This window comes from Streptomyces sp. NPDC023541 (genome assembly GCF_055559995.1).
Map to the genome: position 1 here is coordinate 40,612 of NZ_JBVHJO010000022.1, position 18,975 is coordinate 59,586.

At 67.8% G+C, this 18,975-nt stretch carries 6 protein-coding genes and 1 pseudogene; 4 read left to right on the forward strand and 3 right to left on the reverse strand.

All coding sequences use genetic code 11. The features are described 5' to 3' along the window. Positions 1–109: 109 nt before the first annotated feature. Positions 110–4,402 carry a ricin-type beta-trefoil lectin domain protein gene (locus tag ACZ3X1_RS33580; RefSeq protein WP_467282786.1) on the reverse strand — a complete coding sequence of 1,431 codons (4,293 nt, stop codon included), beginning with the start codon at positions 4,400–4,402 and terminating at the stop codon, positions 110–112. A 439-nt stretch (positions 4,403–4,841) separates the two neighbouring features. On the opposite strand from ACZ3X1_RS33580, the gene ACZ3X1_RS33585 reads away from it, so the two are divergent. Both ACZ3X1_RS33585 and ACZ3X1_RS33590 read left to right on the forward strand, forming a co-directional pair. Continuing rightward, complete coding sequence (locus ACZ3X1_RS33585; protein WP_467282788.1) at positions 4,842–12,113, forward strand: polymorphic toxin-type HINT domain-containing protein; 7,272 nt, start codon at positions 4,842–4,844, stop codon at positions 12,111–12,113. 26 nt (positions 12,114–12,139) lie between these two features. Next, the gene (locus tag ACZ3X1_RS33590) at positions 12,140–12,643 is read left to right on the forward strand and encodes an SUKH-4 family immunity protein (RefSeq protein WP_467282790.1); all 504 of its coding nucleotides are present in this window, start codon (positions 12,140–12,142) and stop codon (positions 12,641–12,643) included. Between the two features lie 125 nt (positions 12,644–12,768). On the opposite strand, the pseudogene ACZ3X1_RS33595 reads toward ACZ3X1_RS33590, so the two are convergent. Then, a pseudogene (locus tag ACZ3X1_RS33595) lies at positions 12,769–13,968 on the reverse strand (tyrosine-type recombinase/integrase); the annotation flags it as partial. Between the two features lie 174 nt (positions 13,969–14,142). On the opposite strand from ACZ3X1_RS33595, the gene ACZ3X1_RS33600 reads away from it, so the two are divergent. Further along, a complete protein-coding gene (locus ACZ3X1_RS33600; protein WP_467282792.1) occupies positions 14,143–16,140 on the forward strand; it encodes a hypothetical protein in 1,998 nt (665 codons plus the stop codon). Positions 16,141–16,229: 89 nt separating this feature from the next. Continuing rightward, positions 16,230–16,832 (forward strand): hypothetical protein, encoded by a 603-nt coding sequence (locus tag ACZ3X1_RS33605; protein WP_467282794.1) that lies wholly within the window; start codon positions 16,230–16,232, stop codon positions 16,830–16,832. Positions 16,833–17,352: 520 nt separating this feature from the next. Here the strand turns inward: ACZ3X1_RS33605 and ACZ3X1_RS33610 are convergent. Further along, entirely contained in the window at positions 17,353–18,744 is a 1,392-nt protein-coding gene (locus ACZ3X1_RS33610) for a pentapeptide repeat-containing protein (protein ID WP_467282797.1), read from the reverse strand. Between the last annotated feature and the right edge of the window lie 231 nt (positions 18,745–18,975).

The window sequence follows — 18,975 nt, forward strand, 5'->3', positions numbered from 1 at the left end:
GGCTGCTGGTGTGGCATTGAGCCTAGGGTTTCGGGCTCGCGGCAGAGGGCGGGCCCGCCACCCCGCGTCGGGGGTAGCGGGCCCGTGCTGTGCTCTGCCGATCTTGCGGTTACGGGTTGGAAGTTTCCGGTACCGGAACCGGCAGGGGCAGTGGAGCCGTGCCGAGGCTGGGAATGGTCCAGGTCTGGGCGGGGGAGCCGTTGCAGTCGTAGAGCCAGAGCTGCCGGCCTGGCGTCGTGTCGTAGTTGCCCAGGTCGATGCAGCGCCCGGAGACGGGGTTGTAGATCGCCCCGTTGGCGCGGGTGAGGAACTGCTGGCTCTTGGCGCTCGCATCACACGTGCGCAGTTCGATCAGTGTGGTGTTCGCGGTGCCGGCAGCGGCGGCGTTGAGGCACTTGCCGTGGGTCTGGATCGTGCCGTCGTTACGGATCTGGAACTGCTGGGCGTTGGTGCCGTTGCAGCCGGCGATCTGGATCTTGTTGCCGTCGGTGTCGCGGTCGTAGTCGTTGTCGACGCAGTTGGCTGCTGCGCCGGCCAGGTGGATGGGGCTGGATGCATTGAGGGCGGTGACCGGTGCCGCGTACGGGTAGACAGCGAGGTTGCTGATGCCGCCGACGAACCCGTTGTCCGTTACGTGGGCGGGCGCGCCGTCCTTCTTGAAGCGGCCCATGACGAGCGGACCGGTCGGGGCCTGGCTGGTGGTGGCGGTGTGGTGGCCGGTGCTGGCGAGGGTGCCGTTGACGTAGAGGCGCATCAGGCCGGTGGTGGCGTCGTAGACGGCGGAGATGCGGGTCCACTGGCCGGGGGTGAAGCGGGCCGCGCTGTTGACGGCGAGGTCGGTCCAGTCGTACATCAGGCCGTCGGTGTCACCGCGGGCGATGGCGAAGCGCCATGCTTGACCGTTGAGGTCGGCGTAGAGGAGGAAGGCGCTGCTGCGGGTGCCGTCCTGGCTGGCGATGATGCCGCCGTTGGCCGTATCGGCCTTGGCCCAGGTGGTGATGGTGAAGCTGCCACGCGTGTCGACGGCCTTAGTGGTGCTGGTGATGCTCGAGGCCTTGCCGTTGAACGCCGCGTGGGTGGTCTCGCGGCCGTCGATGGCTTGCTTGGCGAAAGTGACGCCCGCCGGGGTGGCGGGGTTGCTGCCGGCGGGTGCTGTGGCGGCGTCGAAGCCGACCTCGTCACGGACCTTGGTACCGGCCAGGCCGGTGAGACCCCACTGGGCGGAGGGACGGTTCAGGTCGGCCAGGGCGACGGGTGAGATGTCGACACCAGTGACCGTGGGATGCAGAACATCTCGGCCATTGGAACCGATTCCCGTGCCGTTGAACGAGACGAGCTGCTGGTTGGTGTCGACAGCCCACAGGTCGGGGACGCGGTCACCACTGATGTCTCCGTTGGAGCCGATACGGGGGTAGGTCTTCGCATCGACCTTGCCTGCGATCAGTCCTGCCGCGGGGTCGGTGAACCCGGACAGGTCGGTGGTGCTTTTGACGGTGAAGGCGTGCAGGGTGCCGCCGTCTGTCTTGGCGCGGGCCCACAGGGTCGGGAAGGCAGTGCCCTGGGCGCGGCCCGGCGCGATCAGGTCGTAGCCGTCCCACTTGGTGTCGTTCCCGGACAGCAGGATCGCCTGGGGTGCCAGCTTGCTGCCGGTGCCGGCGGTGGCGAGCCACAGGCGTCCGTTCTCGACGAACAGCAGGGAAGTCTGGGGGAGAGACCCGCCGGATTCCCCGGCGAATCCGCCGAACGCCGCGATCTGAGTCACCTTGGCCCAGTCGGTCCCGTAGCCGTTGGTGGCGCAGGGGATAACCGTCGTCTTGTCGGACTTCAGGCAGCCGGTGGGCTTGTCGATCTTGGTGGCAGCCTGGCCGTCGAACCAGCCACCGTTGCCGTCATTGTCGTAGACGTACAGGTACGGGCTGCCGGACTGGTGGGCGAAGAGGTCGTCGACGGTCTTGTAGCCCAGGCTGCCGCGGTGACTGATCTGGATTCCGTTCCAGTTCCCGCTGTTGCCGGGCGCGGTGACCATCTTAGCGCGGGGCGCTCCGTAGGGGTCTTCGCCGCCGCCGATCTTGCGGAGGTCGCCTGCCGTGTCGGGCAGCAGAATGTCGGGCTTGTTGTCTCCGTTGATGTCGCCGAAGACGGGCGTGCCCGCGTCCGGGTTGGAGGGCGCGTAGTAGCTGTAGACGAACGGCTGGGACATGTTGCCCGCGTTGTCCTGGGTTTGCAGGTAGACGAAGTTGGTGCCCCAGCGCGGCGGTGTGATGTTGACGGTCGCCTTGCCGCCGGTCAGCTTGACGATGCCGGCTGCCGTGTCGGTGCATTTCCAGCCGGTGGCCGCTGCCTTGACGGGGTCGGTGGTCCAGCGGGCGCAGGCCAGACCGGAGGTCCGACCGCCGCCTGCCGGGCTGGGGTCGGCGCCGGTGAGGGTGAAGCTGCCGGGTTCTCCCGCACGCTTGGGGTGGGCGCCGATGGTGCCGGAGGCGGGGAAGTCGGTGGAGGTGACGGTCGCGGTCGGCGGGGTGCGGTCGACACGGAAGAAGCACATCTCGGTGTCGGCACTGGTGAGCGTGCCGTCCGTGGTGCGAGCCCCCCAGCCGTACTGATGCCCGTCGGTCAGTGACCCGATGTCGACCGTGACGGCGCCGTAGCTGCTCTGCCATCCGGTCTCGGCGTACTTGGTCTCACCGCCCTTGTCGTCGTCCCAGTACTGGAACGCCGTCCAGAGCTGCTGGCCGGTGGCCGAGTACGTGGACGTGGTGAGGGCGATGTTGTTGTTCGCGCCGACCCAGCCGGGGTTGTCCCACGGGTTGGCGGTGCCAGGAGTGCGGCAGTCGGCGTACGAGGCCGTGTCGGCGAAGCCGGGGGTGGGGCTGGTGCGGGGCCACCACACCGTGGGCTGGATGTCGTACTCGACCACGATGTGAGGGGTGTTGGTGAACCGCTGACGGTAGTACTTGTTGTACTCGTCGTCGGGCGCGAGGCCGAGGGTGATGGTGGGCCACTTGTTCGCGACCGCGGTCTTCACCAGATCCTTGACGCCGAACTGGATGTCGCCGGAGCCGGACATGTTGACGGTGCCGACCTTGCTGCAGCCGCCCATGCGCGAGTTCTTGTCGCAGGGCTGGCGATTCCAGCTGGTCGGGCTGCTGATGTAGCCGGTGGAGTACAGGCCCATCGGGGTGACCGTGCTGGGGCTGGAGGAGGACACGACGTCCGCGTAGAACGTCGCGTTGATGACCTCGGCGCCGTGGAGCCGGGAGTCCATGCCTATCTGGAAGTAGGCGCGGGAGCGGCCTTCCCTGTCACACGGCGGGTTGCCCACGATGTAGCCGCAGTAGCCGGCGGCCGGCTTGTCCTGCCCGTACTGGGTCCCGTTGTACTCGTTCGTGTCGGGGAACGCCTCCTGGACCTGCGCCCAGGCCTGGTTGGCGTTGTCGAGCGTGGGGTTCCAGCCCGGGTCGATGTACCACGGGCCGGTGCCCTGGCCGAGGAGCGCGGCGTCGGGGACGAGCTGGATGCCCTTGGCATCCACGGTGGTGGCGATGCTCTGGATTGTGGCTCCGGTGCCGGGACCGTCGGTGCTCGACGGCGTTGCGGAGGTTTCCGCCAGAGAGGATCGGGCGGCCTGGGTCTGCGCCGACTTTGCGAGCGGAGCAGGGGCAGGGGCGGCCGAGCCGGCCGAGTCCCACATGAGCGGGGTCGGGGCCGAGAAGCGGGTCTTGCCCTGACTGTCGGCGGCCTTCAGGTTGCCCGCTCCGTCCGCGCTGACGGTGAGACCGTCGGCCTCTACCGCAAGCTGCAGCTTCTTGACGGCGGGGTTGGCCGCGGCCTCCGGAGTGCGCACGATCAGGACCTGGCGCCAGCCGCCCAGGGTGGTGGCGCTGAGTTCGAGGTCGACGCCCGGCAGGACGGAGGCGTAAAGGGCGCTGTCGCCGTTGAGAGACGGCTTCGGCAGCGAGAAAGGCGCCTTGAGGGACAGCTTCTTGCCGTCGGCGGTGGTCATGGTGGCCATGGGGCCGGTGCCGCCGCCAGAGAGGCTGAGCCCGGAGGGGACGGCCACCGGAGACACGGTGCCGTCCGCGTTGGCCCGGAGCGTGGCGTCGACCGCCTGCCACTGGCCCGAGGCGGTCTTGACGCGCTGCGGCACCGGCGAGGTGTCGGTGCTGAGCGAGCCGCCCGGCGTAGCGAAAGTCTGCGAGTTGGCCGTCGTCAGGTACTCGATGAGCACGGGCTTGCCGCTGCTCTTGGCCTGGGCCTTCGCGGCGTCGACAGCCGCGGCCTGGGCGGCGTTGGGGTTCGAGCCGGGGACGGGCCACGCACTGTCGGCGGGGCCGTGTCCGCGGACATCTTCCGCGTACGCGGGCGGACTTGCGAGCAGCGTGCCACTGAGGGCGAGCAACACGGCCCCGGCTATGGGGAGCGTGAGCGAGCCGGTGGCTCGCCGTCTGCGTCGGACCCCGGGGCCGGAATGGGATGAACGGATGGCTGGCCTCATGGGCGAGGGTCCTCGCTGTCGGCAGAAATGAACAGAAGTCAGGCGCACATTTGCCTGCCGTTGGCGAGCTTGTCAAAGTGTTGAAGATCAAGATGTCCACATATCGGTGCGACGTGAACCTTGTACCGTGCGTGACATCTCCCACCTCGGAAAATCCTTAAAGATCCCTTACCTTTCACACAAAGCCTTCATAGAGTGCGGCTGATTCGGGCACAACCGTCCCGTTTCGTCCATTTTTGCTCTGTGGGGGATTCTCTTGTTTCATCGGGTTGGCTTTGCCGTGCGTTCGCAGCGCGGCCGGGCGAGAGTCGCGGTAGTCGCCGCACTAGCAGTTGTCATATCAGGCTTGGGGCTTCCCGCCGTCCACGCGGCCGACAAGCCGCCAAAGGTGTGGGTTCCCCCGAAGACGGCTCTGCCGAACGCCAAGGCAGTCAAGGGTTCCAGCGCCAAGAACGCCGCCAAGGAGGCTTCCACCGGCAAGCCGTGGAAGCCCGCCAAGGCATCGAAGACACCCACCGGTTCTCACCGGGTTGAGATCAGCAACCAGCCGGCTGGCCGTCACGCCGAACCGTCGAAGGCAGGGCAGGCAGGCAAGCTGCCCGTCTGGGTCACACCCGGAAAGACGGCAAACCGCTCCAAGCCGCTGTCCGAACTCGCCACCTCCCCGGCCACGCCCAGCACGGGCAGCGTCAACGTCGAGGTGAAGGACGCGAAGACGACCCGCGCCGCCGGTGTAAACGGTGCACTGATCGCCCTCACCGCGCCCGTCGGGGCCGCCACATCCGGCAAGGTCGAGCTCGCAGTCGACGCTTCGACCTGGGCGACCAACGCTGGCGCCAACTGGGGCGACCGTGCCCGCCTGGTCCAGCTGCCCCCCTGTGCGCTGACCACACCGGGCACAGCAGGCTGCACCAGCCGCAAGCCACTCACCACACACCGGGACGCCTCCGGCCGTCTTGTCGCCGAGATCGACATGCCGAAGAGGCCGGCAGCGCACACGTCTAGCCTGACAGCGCAGACCGACGCCAAGGCGGCTCTCGCAGCGGCGCCGCAGATGCTGGCCCCTCAGAACGTCGTCCTGGCTATGGAGCCGGGCCCTTCGAGCAACCTCGGTGACTATTCGGCAACACCGCTCCTGCCGTCAGCCTCGTGGCAGGCGGGAGCGAACGCGGGAAACTTCACGTACGGCTACACGGCCGAGGTTCCGTCGGCCATCGCCGGCGCGGCGCCGAGCGTCGTACTCGGCTATGACTCCTCCTCGATCGACGGCCGCACCGCGTCCACGAACGCGCAGGCCGGTCTGATCGGTGAGGGCTGGGACTGGCACCCCGGCTCTATCTCCCGCTCCTACAAGGGCTGCAAGGACGCCGGCATCAAGGACTCGGGTGACGAGTGCTGGGCCGGCGACATCCTCTCCCTCTCGATGGCAGGCCACGCCGGCCAGATCGTCCGCGACGACACCACCTGCGAGTACCGCCTCCAGGGTGACGACGGCACGAAGATCGAGCGCCTGACCGATCAGCGGAACTCGGCCTGGAAGGGCGAGGCCTTCAAGGTCACCACGACCGACGGCACCCAGTACTACTTCGGCTCCAACCGCCTGCCCGGCGGCGACGGCACCGACCCGCAGGCCGACTCCGTCTCCACCGTCCCGGTCTACTTCAACAGCGGCCAGGACAAGTGCCTGGGCGCGGCCACGCCCGCCAACGGCACCTGGCAGCAGCTGGGCTGGCAGTGGAACCTCGACTACGTCATCGACCCGCACCAGAACCTCACCTCCTACCGCTACGCCCAGGAACACAACTACTACGCACGCGGCGGCGGCCAGAACAACGGCACCGGCAGCCCCACCATCTACCAGCGGGCCTCGTACCCGACCTGGATCGGCTACGGCCAGCGCCTGCCCGACCAGGTCACCGCCAAGGGCACCGCCAATACCGCCGCCCAGATCAAGCTGGGCATCGAAGACCGCTGCTTCGAAGGGGCCACCGCCTGTGACCCCACCAAGCGCAAGACCAACCCGACTGCGTGGGGTGACACCCCGGTCGACCAGGAATGCGCGGCATCGGGCCAGTGCCTGAGCCTGTCGCCCACCTACTTCTCCACCAAGCGCCTGGCGAAGATCGAAACCGAGGTTCTCGGCACCGGCGGCTACCGCAACATCGACACCTACAACCTCAAGCAGCGCCTCGAGCCCTCCGGTGACGGCTCCGCGCCCACGCTGTGGCTGGAGTCCATCCAGCGCAGCGCGACCAACGCCCGGCCCAAGCTCGACGTACCGCCCGTGACTTTCGGGCTGCCGAAGCAGATCCCCAACCGGGTCGACGGTCCGGTCAAGCGTCCCAACGGCACTGAGGCCACCACCTCGCCGTTCCACCGTCCGCGTATCCAGGAGATCACCACCGAGACCGGTGGCCGGATCAACGTCGTCTACAAGGCCCCGGAGTGCTCCCGCGTCAAGGGCACCATGCCCGCCGCCGCGGACACCAACGCGATGGCCTGCATGCCGGTCAAGTGGTACCTGCCCGACCAGTCCTTCCCCGACCCGGTCGACGACTGGTTCCACAAGGTCGTCGTCCAGTCCGTCACCCAGCAGGACATGGTCGCCGGCCAGACCACCGTCGTCACCGACTACGAGTACGGCGGCGGCATCGCCTGGCACCGCAACGACTCCGAGTTCACCGACTCCAAGACCCGCACCTGGGACCAGTTCCGCGGCTACGCCACCGTCACCACCCGCACCGGCAACGGCAACAGCGCCGAGGCACCGCGCACCAAGTCCGTCGCCACGTTCCTGCGCGGCATGGACGGCGACGTCCTCGCCAACGGCACCAAGCGCAGCGTGAACGTCACCGACGCCCACGGCGGCACCATCAAGGACGAGGAACACCTTTCCGGGTTCGTCCGCCAGAGCCAGACCTACGACCGCGACGGCGGCACCGTCATCGCCGACGAGGTCTCCACCCCCTGGACCCGCGAGAAGCCCACCGCCACCCGCGCCCAGTCCGGTGGCATGCCCGCCATCACCGCCCGCGTGATGAACACCGGCAAGGTCACCAGCCGCGCCAAGCTCGCCGACGGCATCACCTGGCGCGTCAGCGAACGCAGCTCCACTTACGATGACACCGCTTTCTCCAGGCCGCTCCAGGTCGACGACAAGAGCGACCTGTCCCGCCCCGACCAGCGGCTGTGCACCACCTTCACCTACGCCGCCGGCCCCAGCAGCGCACTGACGGAGCTTGCCTCACGAACCCTGGTCCTCAAGGGCGCCAGCGGCTGCGCCCAAACGCCCACGGCTGCGAACACGGTCGGTGACACCCGCGCCTACTTCGACGACAAGCCCCTCGGCCAGGCTGGCGCGACCGCCAACCAGACCGGCACCGAGGTCCTGGAGAAGTACGACGCCGCGGGCCAGCCGGTCTACCGGCTGAACATCACCTCCAGCTACGACGTCTACGGGCGCCTGGCGACCAGCACCAACAAGCTCCGCAAAGACACCGCCCACCCCGACGGCGCCGTCACCAAGACCGAGTACAAGTCCCTCCCCAACGCCCTGCCGTACGAGGTCACCCACACCAACCCGCTCGGTTGGAAGACCACCACCACCCTCGACACCGGCCGCGCGCTGCCGATGAAGACCACCGACGAGAACGGTCACGTCGCCGAACGCGGCTACGACTCCCTCGGCCGGGTCACCACCATCTGGCAGCCCGGGCAGGACCGGACCGTCGACCCGCCGGTCCGCAAGTTCTCGTACAGCATGAACGGCGCCAACGCGCCCACGACCGTTCTGAGCCAGACGCTCATGAACGACAACTCCTACATCAACAGCTACACCATCTACGACGGCCTCGGCCGCGTCCGCCAGACCCAGGCCCACACGCCTTCCGGCGCCTACGGCCGGATGATCACCGACGCGCTGTTCGACTCCCACGGCCGGCAGGTCAAGACCAGCGCGCCCTACTACAACGACCAGGCCGCCCCTGGTGGCGTCCTGTTCCTGCCCAACGGCGGAGTCAACCCGGACAGCAAGATTCCGGCGCAGACTGTCTCGGTCTTCGACGGCCTCGGCCGCCCGACCGCGTCCGTCTTCCAGTCCTATGGGATCGAGCAGTGGCGCTCGAAGACTGAGTACCCGGGAGCCGACGAGGTCCGTTCGATCCCGCCCGCAGGCGGCTATGCGACGGCCACCATCACCAACGGCACCACCTCCCTCCTGCGCCAGTACAAGAGCAACACCCCCACCGGCGCCTACGACGAGACCCTCTACGAGACCAACACTCAGGGCCAGGAACTGCGGCGCAAGGACTCCGCCAGCAACGAGTGGACCTTCGAGTACGACCTCCTCGGCCGCATCGTGAAGACCACCGACCCCGACTCGGGCACCGCCACCACGGCCTACGACGACGCCAACAACCTCGTCACCGTCACCGACGCCCGCGGCAAGAGCGCAACCACCGCCAGCGACATGCTCGGCCGCACGGTCGCGACGTACGAGGGCAAGGCCGTCGACCCGGCGAAGCAGGTCGGCGCTTTTATTTACGACACCAAGCCCAAGGCCCTCGGCAAGCCCGCCATCACCACCCGCTATGTAGGCGGTAAGGGGGGCAGTGAGTACACCACCGAGATCACCGGCTACGACAGCGGCTATCGGCCCCTCGGCACTAAGGTCACCATCCCCGCCACCGAGAATCAGCTCGCCGGCACCTACGAATCGAAGAACACCTACGACAAGTACGGGCAGCTTCAGGCGACCGACCTGCCGGCCGTCCCGGCCGCCGGTCTGGCTGCGGAAACGCTGACGTACAACTACAACATCGCGGGCAGCTTCACCTTCCTCGACAGCACGATCAACTCGGTGGTCACGCCGTACGTCGTGGATATGCGCTACGACCCCTACGGCCGTGCCATCCGCACCACCATCGGCAACACCGGCAGGCAGGTCGTCTCCACGATCGACTACGACCAGGCAACCGGCCGGCCTGTCCGCTCCACCTTGGACAAGCAGACCGGGACCCGGGCCAGCGTGGATGTCGTCGACTACACCTACAACCGGGTCGGTCAGCTGACCTCGGTCAGCAATACCCAGGACGGTGCCAGCCGGGACCTGCAGTGCTTCACGCACGACTACCTGGGCCGTCTGACCCAGGCGTGGACCGACACCGGCGCCACGATGACGGCGCCCCAGCCCAGCGTCCGCGGTATTGGGGGCTGCACCAACAGCTCTGCGCCCGCGGTCGACGGCACGGGCAAGCCGAGTGTGGGCGGGCCGGCGCCGTACTGGCACCAGTACGAGTACGACAAGATCGGCAACCGCACCAAGCTGGTGAAGAAGGACGTCACCGGCAACACGGCCAAGGACACGACGGTCACCCAGACCTTCGGCATCGGCCCGAACGTCCCGTCTTCGGACCCGACGACCCGTGGTGGCACGGGCGGCCCGCACGCCCTGATGAAGTCCACCGAGACCAGTGCCTCCGGTACGAAGGTCACCTCGTACACCTACGACGCCAGCGGCAATACCGCCTCCATCACGAGCACGCCGGGCACCAAGACCCTGACCTGGAACGACCAGGGCAAGCTCGACAAGATCACCGGTACCGGCGAGAGCGCCGGCACCAGCTACCTCTACGACACCGGCGGCAACCAGCTCATCCGCCGCGACCCGGGCAAGACCACGCTCAACCTCGGCACCGACCAGATCACCCTGGACACCGCAACCGGCAAGGTCTCAAACGTCCGCACCTACGCCGCCCCCGGCGGCCTGACCATCACCCGCACCACCACCGCAGGAACGTCCAACCTCTCCTACCAGTCCTCGGACCACCACGGCACCAACGGCGTCCAGTTCAACGCCACCGACCTGAACCACATCCGCCGCCCCGCCGACCCCTTCGGCAACGATCGCGGCACCCAGCCCAATCCCGGCACCTGGGCCGGCGACAAGGGCTTCGTCGGCGGCACCAAGGAACAGGCCACCGGCTTCACCCTCCTCGGCGCCCGCGAATACGACCCCACCACCGGCCGCTTCATCAGCCCGGACCCGATCATCGATCCGGGCGACCCGCAGCAGTGGAACGCGTACGCCTACTCCAACAACGACCCGATCAACAAGTCGGACGCGACCGGCCTGAAGGTCTTCTGCGACAACTTCTCCTCCTGCTCCCACAACACCACCACAGGAACGACCAGTAACACCAACGCCTCCCAGTCCGCCAACGGGGGCGGAGGCAGCAGTTCGGGCGATGCCTCGAAGGCGTTGACCGAGGCCAATGGTGAACTGAACAAGGCCAAGAAGCGTCGCGATGCACTGAAGCACGCCGTCATCGATCTGGTCATGGACCTCATCGGCTACAACGACGCCCGCGACTGCTTCACCAAGGGCGACGTCATGGCCTGCATCAGCACCGGCCTCAACGCCGTCCCTGCCGGGAAGATCGCCAAGGCCATCAAGGTCAGCATCGAGGCCTACAAGATCTATAAACAGCTCAACAAGGCCTACTCTGCCATCGATGCGGCCGAATCCAAGGTGAAGCGGGCGATGTCTGCATTCACCAAGGCCAAGAAGGCCGAAGACGAAGCATCCGCAGCAGCAGCTCAAGCACGCAAGTCAGCGGACGAGAAAGCAACGACGGAGACAGCCAGCGATAGCCCGGGCACGCAATCTACTGCGGACAGGGGCGGGACTGACGCCGAAACGAGCGGTGGAGGGGCGGACGCCCGCTCCGGCGACTCAGCAGCACCGGCGTGCGTAAAGCAGAACAGCTTCCCGACCGGCACTCGCGTCCAAACGGCCGACGGGATGAGCAAGGCCATTGAGGACGTCGAGGTAGGCGACAAGGTCCTCGCCACGGACCCCCAGACTGGCGAAACCGCACCCAAGACGGTCACGGCGACCATCACCACCCCCGACGACAAGGAATTCACCGACCTCACCGTCACCGACGACGCCAGCCCCCGCGGCCCGCCAGCCACCCTCACCTCCACCTCCCACCACCCGCATTGGAACGAAACTCGCCGCCAGTGGCTCGACGCGGGTGACTTCGTCCCAGGCGAGCAGCTCCGCAAGCCCGACGGCACCACCCTCACCGTCCAGAACAACCGCAGCTACCCCTACGCCGTCACCACGCACAACCTCACCGTCGACGACTTCCACACGTACTATGTGCTGGCGGGAGCCGCTCCGGTCCTGGTCCATAACTGTGGTGCAACCCAGGTTGAATATGGTGGTGACAACCTCAGCCAGGTCGCCATTCAGGCCCGTAGGGACAACGGCTGGACAACCGGAGGCAGGAATGTCGCAGTGGTCGCCTACGAGAATGCCAACGGGACCATTGACCACATAGTGAGGCGCAGTGCTGGCCGCCATTCCGAACGTTTGGCTGTTGAGGAATGGGCCTCGCTTGGCCTTGATTCAAGCAGCCTGAGGGGTGTTTACACCGAGCTCGCGCCGTGCGGTCCTGACTACCAGAATTGCTCTGCATGGCTTGGGCGGAACGCGCCCGCAGGAGTACCAGTAACATATAGCTTCACGTACGGCCCTGACCGGAACGGGAGGAGATCCGGAATGAACGCGCTGAAGCGCGGACTGACGGCTATCCGGCAGGGGCTGTTGTAGGTTCTCGACGCTCCTGGAGGTATGGCGTGAGTGCAGTTCGATGGTTTCCCTTCAGCGAAGTGGCCCTGCAGCCCTTGAGGCTGACGAGTGAGGATGTAAGGCTCCTGTCCGAGCGCGGGCTGCCGGATGACTCAAACCGGATGTTTGTCCGCAACCCGAGCCGCGAGCTGGAGGTGCAGGAAATTCCCCAAGTGGGGCCTGCGGTATTCCTCGGCGACTTCGAGGACGGGGTCAATAGCTACTGGCTCTCCGTCGATGCGGGATCCGTTTGGATGAAGAAGGGGTACGGGAATTCGGAGGGTAGCTTCACGCGAGTGAATTCATCGCTGCATGCCCTTCAGGAGATCCTGAAGGTCTGGGAAGGATTCATCTTCTCTGGCGTTCATGAAGATGATGACGCCTACGACGCCTTGGTAGAGCGAGTTGTTTCCGAGGCGGGAGATGCCGACCCCGAGGTTTTTGAGAGTGAAGAATCTTGGTGGTCTCGGGTGTTTGAAGAGATCGAGCTAGGGTCTCTCGCTCCCGAATAGTCATGTCCCCTGCGGGTTGCGTGGCTGAAATTCACCACGTGTTCCTGAGGACATTCACAGAAGCCCCACCGGATTTCGGTCCGGTGGGGCTTCTGGCGGTTTGACGGCAGTAGTTGACGGCAACGTCAGCGGACTGGCGACGTGCAAGAGAGCTGAGTGTCGACCGCCTCGGCAGGGTTGTGGAGCGCACGGCCGAGGAGGTCGATGGCGTCGCGCTGGAGGCGGAGCCTTACGTGGGCATAGACGGTGGCGGTGACGCCGATGTGTGCGTGGCCGAGGAGTTCCTTGATCACGACGAGTTCGACACCTTGCTCCAGCAGCAGGGTGGCGGTTGAGTGCCGTAGGTCGTGGAAGCGGATGCGGCGGAGCCCGGCCCGATCGAGGAGGGCACGGAAGTTGCGATTGAAGTTCGCGGGATCGATCGGCCCGCCCGCCAGCGTGGTGAAGACGAGGCCGTTGTCCTTCCAGCCTTCCGCTGCCGCCTCACGTCCTGCTACCTGACCTTCATGGTGTTCCTTCAACGAGTGGATGCACTCGCGCGGGAGGGCGATGCGCCTGTCGGACGCGCGGGTTTTGGTGGGCAGGCTGGTCAGCCCGCCGGTCTGGGTGCGCTGGAGGGTGCGGCGGATGCTGGCAGTGCCGGCACTGAGGTCGACGTCTTCCCACTGGAGGCCGAGAAGCTCGCCCTTGCGGAGGCCGGTGCGGAGGGCGAGTTCGTACAGCGCGTGCAGGCGGTCGTCTCGGGCGGCAGCGAGGAACTGGCGGGCTTCATCTGCCGTGAGCGGTTCGAACCGACGAGGACGCGGTGTACCGGTGCGGACGTTGCGGGCCACGTTTCGCGTGATCTCCTCCTCGCGGACGGCGTGCTCCAGGGCGGACTTGAGGACGGAGTGGATGTACGCCAGCGTCAGCGGGGAGAGCCGCTTGGAGCAGCACGCTCCGGCGGCGCAGCAACGGGGCTGATTACGGCTGGCATCGACGCTGCGGGCGCAGCACTGGCAGGTGGTGCGGAGCTGGTTGAGCCAGGTGCGGACGTCCTTGGCGGTGAGCTTGGCGAGCTTCTTCTTGCCCAGGCCAGGGATGAGGTGCTGGCGGACGCAAGCCGTGTAGCGGGTGTGGGTGTTCTCGCGGAGCTGGTGGACGGCGACGGCCTCCAGCCAGTACGTCAGGTACACAGCCACGCTGCCTTGTGCGGACGGGACGGGAACTCCGCGGTTGCTGGTGGCGATCTTCTCGGTGAGCTTGGCCAGCGCCTCTTTGCGCGTGGCGCCGTAGACGCGGATGCGCTTGCGGGTGTTGCCCGGGGCGAGGACGTAGCCGGCGGCTACCTGCACGCCTACAGGCTGCGGCTGCACACTTGGGCCGACGGCTACCGGGCCCGCGAGTGGCCCGCCCACAGCCCCGAGTACCTGCTGCGCGGCTACTTCCGGCTGGTCCGTGGGGCCGGCGACCTGGACCGGATGTTCGCCTGCGCGGTGGACTCCGCCCGTCACGACCGCATGCTCGATCTGAGCGGCGGCGATGCCGCCGCACTGGAAGAGGTCAACACCACCCTCAATGCCCTTGCTGCCGGGACCCCGCCCGATCTGGTCGCACTCGGCCGGCTCAGCGTGCACAAGGCCGCCCTGTCGGGCCGCAACTGGAACATGCCCCAAGACCTGCCCGGCGTCTGGTGTGCACTGGGCCAGGTGAACCGGGCCGAGGCTCTGTCCTGGGCGATGCCTCTGCACGCGCGAGCGGTGCCGCTGAGCGCCGTGGCGCAGCACAACGCCAGTGCCGGCGACTCCGACCGGGCCACCGTCCTGGCCCGGCAGACCGAAGCGTTCACCCACTTCCCCATGGGTGACCGGTGGCCCGCACTTGCTGCTGCGGCCCGGGCGTATGCCGCGGCCGGCGACCTGGGCCTGGCCCTGCGCATGGCAGAGGAGGCCGAAGAGGCAGCCCACGGCATCCGTTGGGCGATGGTCAAAATCGTCGGTGTTATGTCGTACGTAGGCGCCCTTGAGCGGGCGGAGGCCATCATCTCAGCCCTGGACGATTCCGAGGCCCGGATGGGGGCATTGGTCGAACAAGCACTTTCGCTGGTCGCGGTGGGTGACATGCCGCGCGCCCGAACTGCGGTCGAACGAGCCGTGAATCTCGTGACCAGGTTCGGCGGGGTCATGGACGAGGCGTGGCTGCTGATCACCCTGGCGCAGGCACAGGCAGCCGTGGGCGACTCGATCTCCGCCGTCGCGCGCGCCGAGGCAGCCGAGGCACTGGCTCGCTCCCACGACCCGTTCCAGCGCACGACGGTGCTGGCCGGGGCGGCCCGGGTACTGGCGGCAGCCGGCAATGCCGCCCGGGCCAGCGAGTTGGTAGGGCGGGCGAAGCAGAGCGCCCTGGAGGTGGGCGATTCCCGGAACAGGGCGACTGCGCTCACCCGCGTCGCCCGCGCCATGGCGGATGCGGGGCTCACCGACCGCGCACGCGCGACGGCGGAAGAAGCCGAGGCAACCGCCCGCTCACCCGAGCCCTTGTCACAGGCGGAGACCCTCGCCTGCCTCGCCGTCGGCCTCGTTGCCGCGGGCGCCCCTGACCGTGCCCTGCCGGTGGCGCACAGAGCGGAGAATCTCCTCCTCCAGGCCTCGGACAGGGGTTCGTGGCAGTACTCGACGGCTCAAAAGAGCGTCGTGGTGGCACTGGCCCGGTCCGGTGACATCGAGCGGGCGAACACCTTCGCCGCCACGATCCGGGCAGCGGACAGCCAGGCGCTGGCACTTGCCGGTATTGCCGCCGCTCTCGCCAAGGCCGGCCGCCGCGAGGAGGCCGGCGCCTACACCGCACGCGCCTACGCCTACGACTCCAGACGCAGCGACCGACATGCCGATCTGGAGACCTGGCGGCTCAGCGAGTTGGCAGGTGCGCTCGCGGCGGCCGGCGGGCTCGAGTTTGCCCTGGACATCGGGAACGGGCTGGTGCCCTTCCTGCGGGCAGACATCGTGGCCACCGTCGCACGGATGCTTGCCGACGCCGGCGACACCGGGCGTGCGCGGGCCTTGGCCGAGGAGGCGGCGGCGATCATGGGTTCGGTCGCGGACCGCCATGCCGATGACTGGGTGCGAGCGGACATCGCCGTGGCCATGGCGAGTGCGGGGTGGACCGACCGGGCCGAGGCGCTGGGCGGCTCGCTCACGGATCGGCGCGCCCGAGGTCGGGCGTTGGCCGGGGTCGCCACGGCGCTGGCCCGGGCAGGGCTGACCGAGCCCGCAGGGAAGCTGGCCGACGACATGGACGACCTCGCCCGCTCGATGACCGAGATCGAACATCCCGAAGAGCTGCTGTGCGACCTGGCCATGGGGGTTCAGCCGGAACAGGCGCGCCAGCGCCTCGCCCGGGCCCTGCTGAGCGGCGGATGGCGGACTTGCCTGGAGGCGCTTGCCTGCGTCGACCCTGCCTCGGTCCACGCCATCGCGATGGAGGTCCTGGCACGGCTCGACCGCCATCCCGCCCGCTGACATCGGCGGTACTCCTTTACCGGGCCCACCGTTGCCCCTGCGAGGGCGACCACCCCTTCGTGGCTGGCCCCGACTGTGACGCAGCGGGCGTGGACAGGCTGATCCCCGAAGCGGACGTGGTAGTCACCAAAGCCCTGGCACCGATTGCTGGGCGGCGGAGCCCCAAGACGACGATGCCCGAGGGCCTGGTCCGCGACGCGTTCCTCGCGTTCCTGGCGCGGCCGGACATTGCCGCCGCGATAGGCCGCCTCGATGCCGCCGGGATCGACGTCGCCCGGATCCTCACCGACGCCCACCGCGCCGGGGCGGTGTCGACCAGGCCGTCGCCGCCGTCACCGCGGCCGCCACCAACTCCCCGGCAGCGACTCCCTCGGCGGCCGCTGTTGCCGCCCCGGCCCCGGCCTCCGGCCCCGGCCCCGCTTCCGCTGCCAGCCCCGCCCTGGTGGCCCCCGCGCCTGCGGCGCCCGCCGCCGCAGCTGCCCCCGGGCGCGCCTGCTGCTGCGCCGCAGGTGCGGGAGGCCGCCGATCCGTGGGCCGCGCCCGCGCTTGGGCTTGCGAGTACGGATGCGAAGCGGGCCTGGAGCCCGCTGACGGAGGGCCTGACGGTTCTCCGCGACCTCGACCTCGGCAACCGGCCGCGCGCCCTGAAGCAGTTGGCCCTTCATCGCCGAAGCAGGATGGCCGAGCAGTGACCGAGCGAGGACTGCCGCGCGTTGGACGAGCTTGCCCTCGGGCAACGCCATCGGTAGTCCCCGCACCACGCAGGTGACGCGCGGCGCAGTCCGGCGTTGTTCCTGGCATGGACGTGCTCCTCGACGGGCTCACCGAGCCGCGCCTGAAGCTGATCAGTGAGGACGAAGCGAGGGCCTTGATAGTCCTCCTCGGGCTGCTGGACGATGCCGCACAGCCCGAGGAGGTCCGCCAAGCTGCAGGAAATGCGATTCCGAATCGGATCCCAGCTGGCCCTACCTCTGTAGGAACGGGCCCGTCTACCCAGTGTCGATAAGGACGGTCTCGTCGGTGACGGTGGCGCCAGAACAGTCCTCTGCTAGCCCGAAGGAGCGCTACGCACCCCGGTCGTCGGAGGCCAGACCCCAGCGGAACTTGGTCTCGACCCAGCCAGTCACGTACATGCAGGGCTCGTCGGCTGCCGGAGCCGGTCCAGCTCCCTCCACACGCAGGCCGGACCAAGCAACGCTCAGGGAAAGTCCACTACGCCGTTGGACGAGACAGCGAGTTCGGCGAGGTAGGCGGGCAGGGTCGACGGGGCTTGGGTGGTGGCAGGGGCTTTGCTTCGCCAACGTCGGGTGGGAGTCCGATGGCGTTGCTGAGGTCGACGCCGGTTAGATCGGCGCCGGCCAGAGTTGCGCCTGTGAGGTCGGTGCTGAGCAGGGTGGCTCCGCGGAGATCGGCGCCCGTCAGTAGCGCGCCGGCAAGGTTGGCGTGGCTGAGGTCGGCATTGCGCAGGTCGGCGCCCGTGAGGTTCGCGCCGAGCTTGGCCCTGCCCTCCGGAAGGTCCGGCGGGTACGACAGCTGTGCGTTGTTCAGCCTTGCGTTGCACAGGTTTACGCCACCCAGTTCGGCAGAGGTGAGGTCCGCGTTGCGGAGGTCGGCGCCCGTCAAGTCTGCGTTGAAAAGGTAGGAGCGGGTCAGGTCAGCGTTCTCCATGTGCGCTCCTGCGAGGCGGCCAGCCTGGGCGGGGGTGGAAGCGCTTCCGTCGAGGGAGGAGAAGCGGGTGTCCTTGAGGTCTGCTTCCTCGAGGAACGCGCCGTTCAGGTCGGCACGGACGAACCGGGTTCCCGCGAGCTGCGCATCATTGAGAATCGCCTTCTTTAGTACGGAGTCGCGCACGAGGGCCTTCTCGGCGTGCACCCCCGTCAGGTCCGCGCCGGTGAGGTTCACCCGGGTGAGGGTGGCATGGGCCATACGCGCATCGTTGAGGAAGGCCCTGTTGAGGTCCATATCTCTGAAGTGGGAGCCGCGAAGGTCAGAGTTTTTCAGTCTGGTTCCGCCGAACGGGAGCGGGGGCACCGAGGGAGGTCTCCCCGGCACGTTGCTCTGCGGCGAGAGCTGGAGGCCTCGCAGGTCGCTGCCGGACCAGTCGACATATCCGGAGCCGTCCCGGCCGGGTGGGCGGTCTGCCAGTACCCGGATCACGGCCAGGACGGTGGGCGGGAGGTCAGGGGGCCCGGATCCTGCCTTGAGCACGGCGAAACCACTGGTGGGGACGGGGGAGTGGGACCGGACAAACGCTGAGAGCACCGACACGATGCGCGGCTGGTCACGCGTCGAGTCCTCCATGATCCGCTCCAGCGCGTAAATGCCGCCGAAAGTCAGCTCCTCGTCATCCTCGCCAAGCTGTTCGATGGCTGCGGTGAACCGCTCCGTAATCTGGCCCTGCTCCGCGACCCGTAGCTCGTTGTTGCCCTGCTCCGCGGTGTCGATGCCATGTCTCCACGTGAAGATCAGCGCGACAGCGGCAGCAATGCCCGGCAGGAGCGAGCCAGCAATGAGCCACGGCGACGTCCTTGACGCGTGCCGGCGGCCTTCGCTGGCCCGCGGCCGTGGGCCGTCTCGGCGGAGGCGTGACTGATCTTCTGCCATCTCTCCATGGCACCTGAAGTGGCCTCGTGGCGCATGTCCGAGGAAGGCGGGGTGGGGCGTGGGCAGACTAGGCGTCGACAGCAGTCTGCACTTGCGCCGACCGAGGCTGGTCGTGTGGTGCGGGCTGGGTGCTGATGCTGCTGGAGATCCGGGAAGCCAGTGGATCCCGGATGAGCGCCTCTTCCCTGAGGATCTGACCACCGGCATCGACCGAGGGGCTCAGAACGCGTA

What these genes read in the sequence shown, in the direction of transcription:
- ACZ3X1_RS33600 (WP_467282792.1), top strand. Translation starts at nt 14,143, where the DNA reads ATGCTCGATCTGAGCGGCGGCGATGCCGCCGCACTGGAAGAGGTCAAC.
- ACZ3X1_RS33610 (WP_467282797.1), bottom strand. Translation starts at nt 18,744, where the DNA reads ATGGCAGAAGATCAGTCACGCCTCCGCCGAGACGGCCCACGGCCGCGG.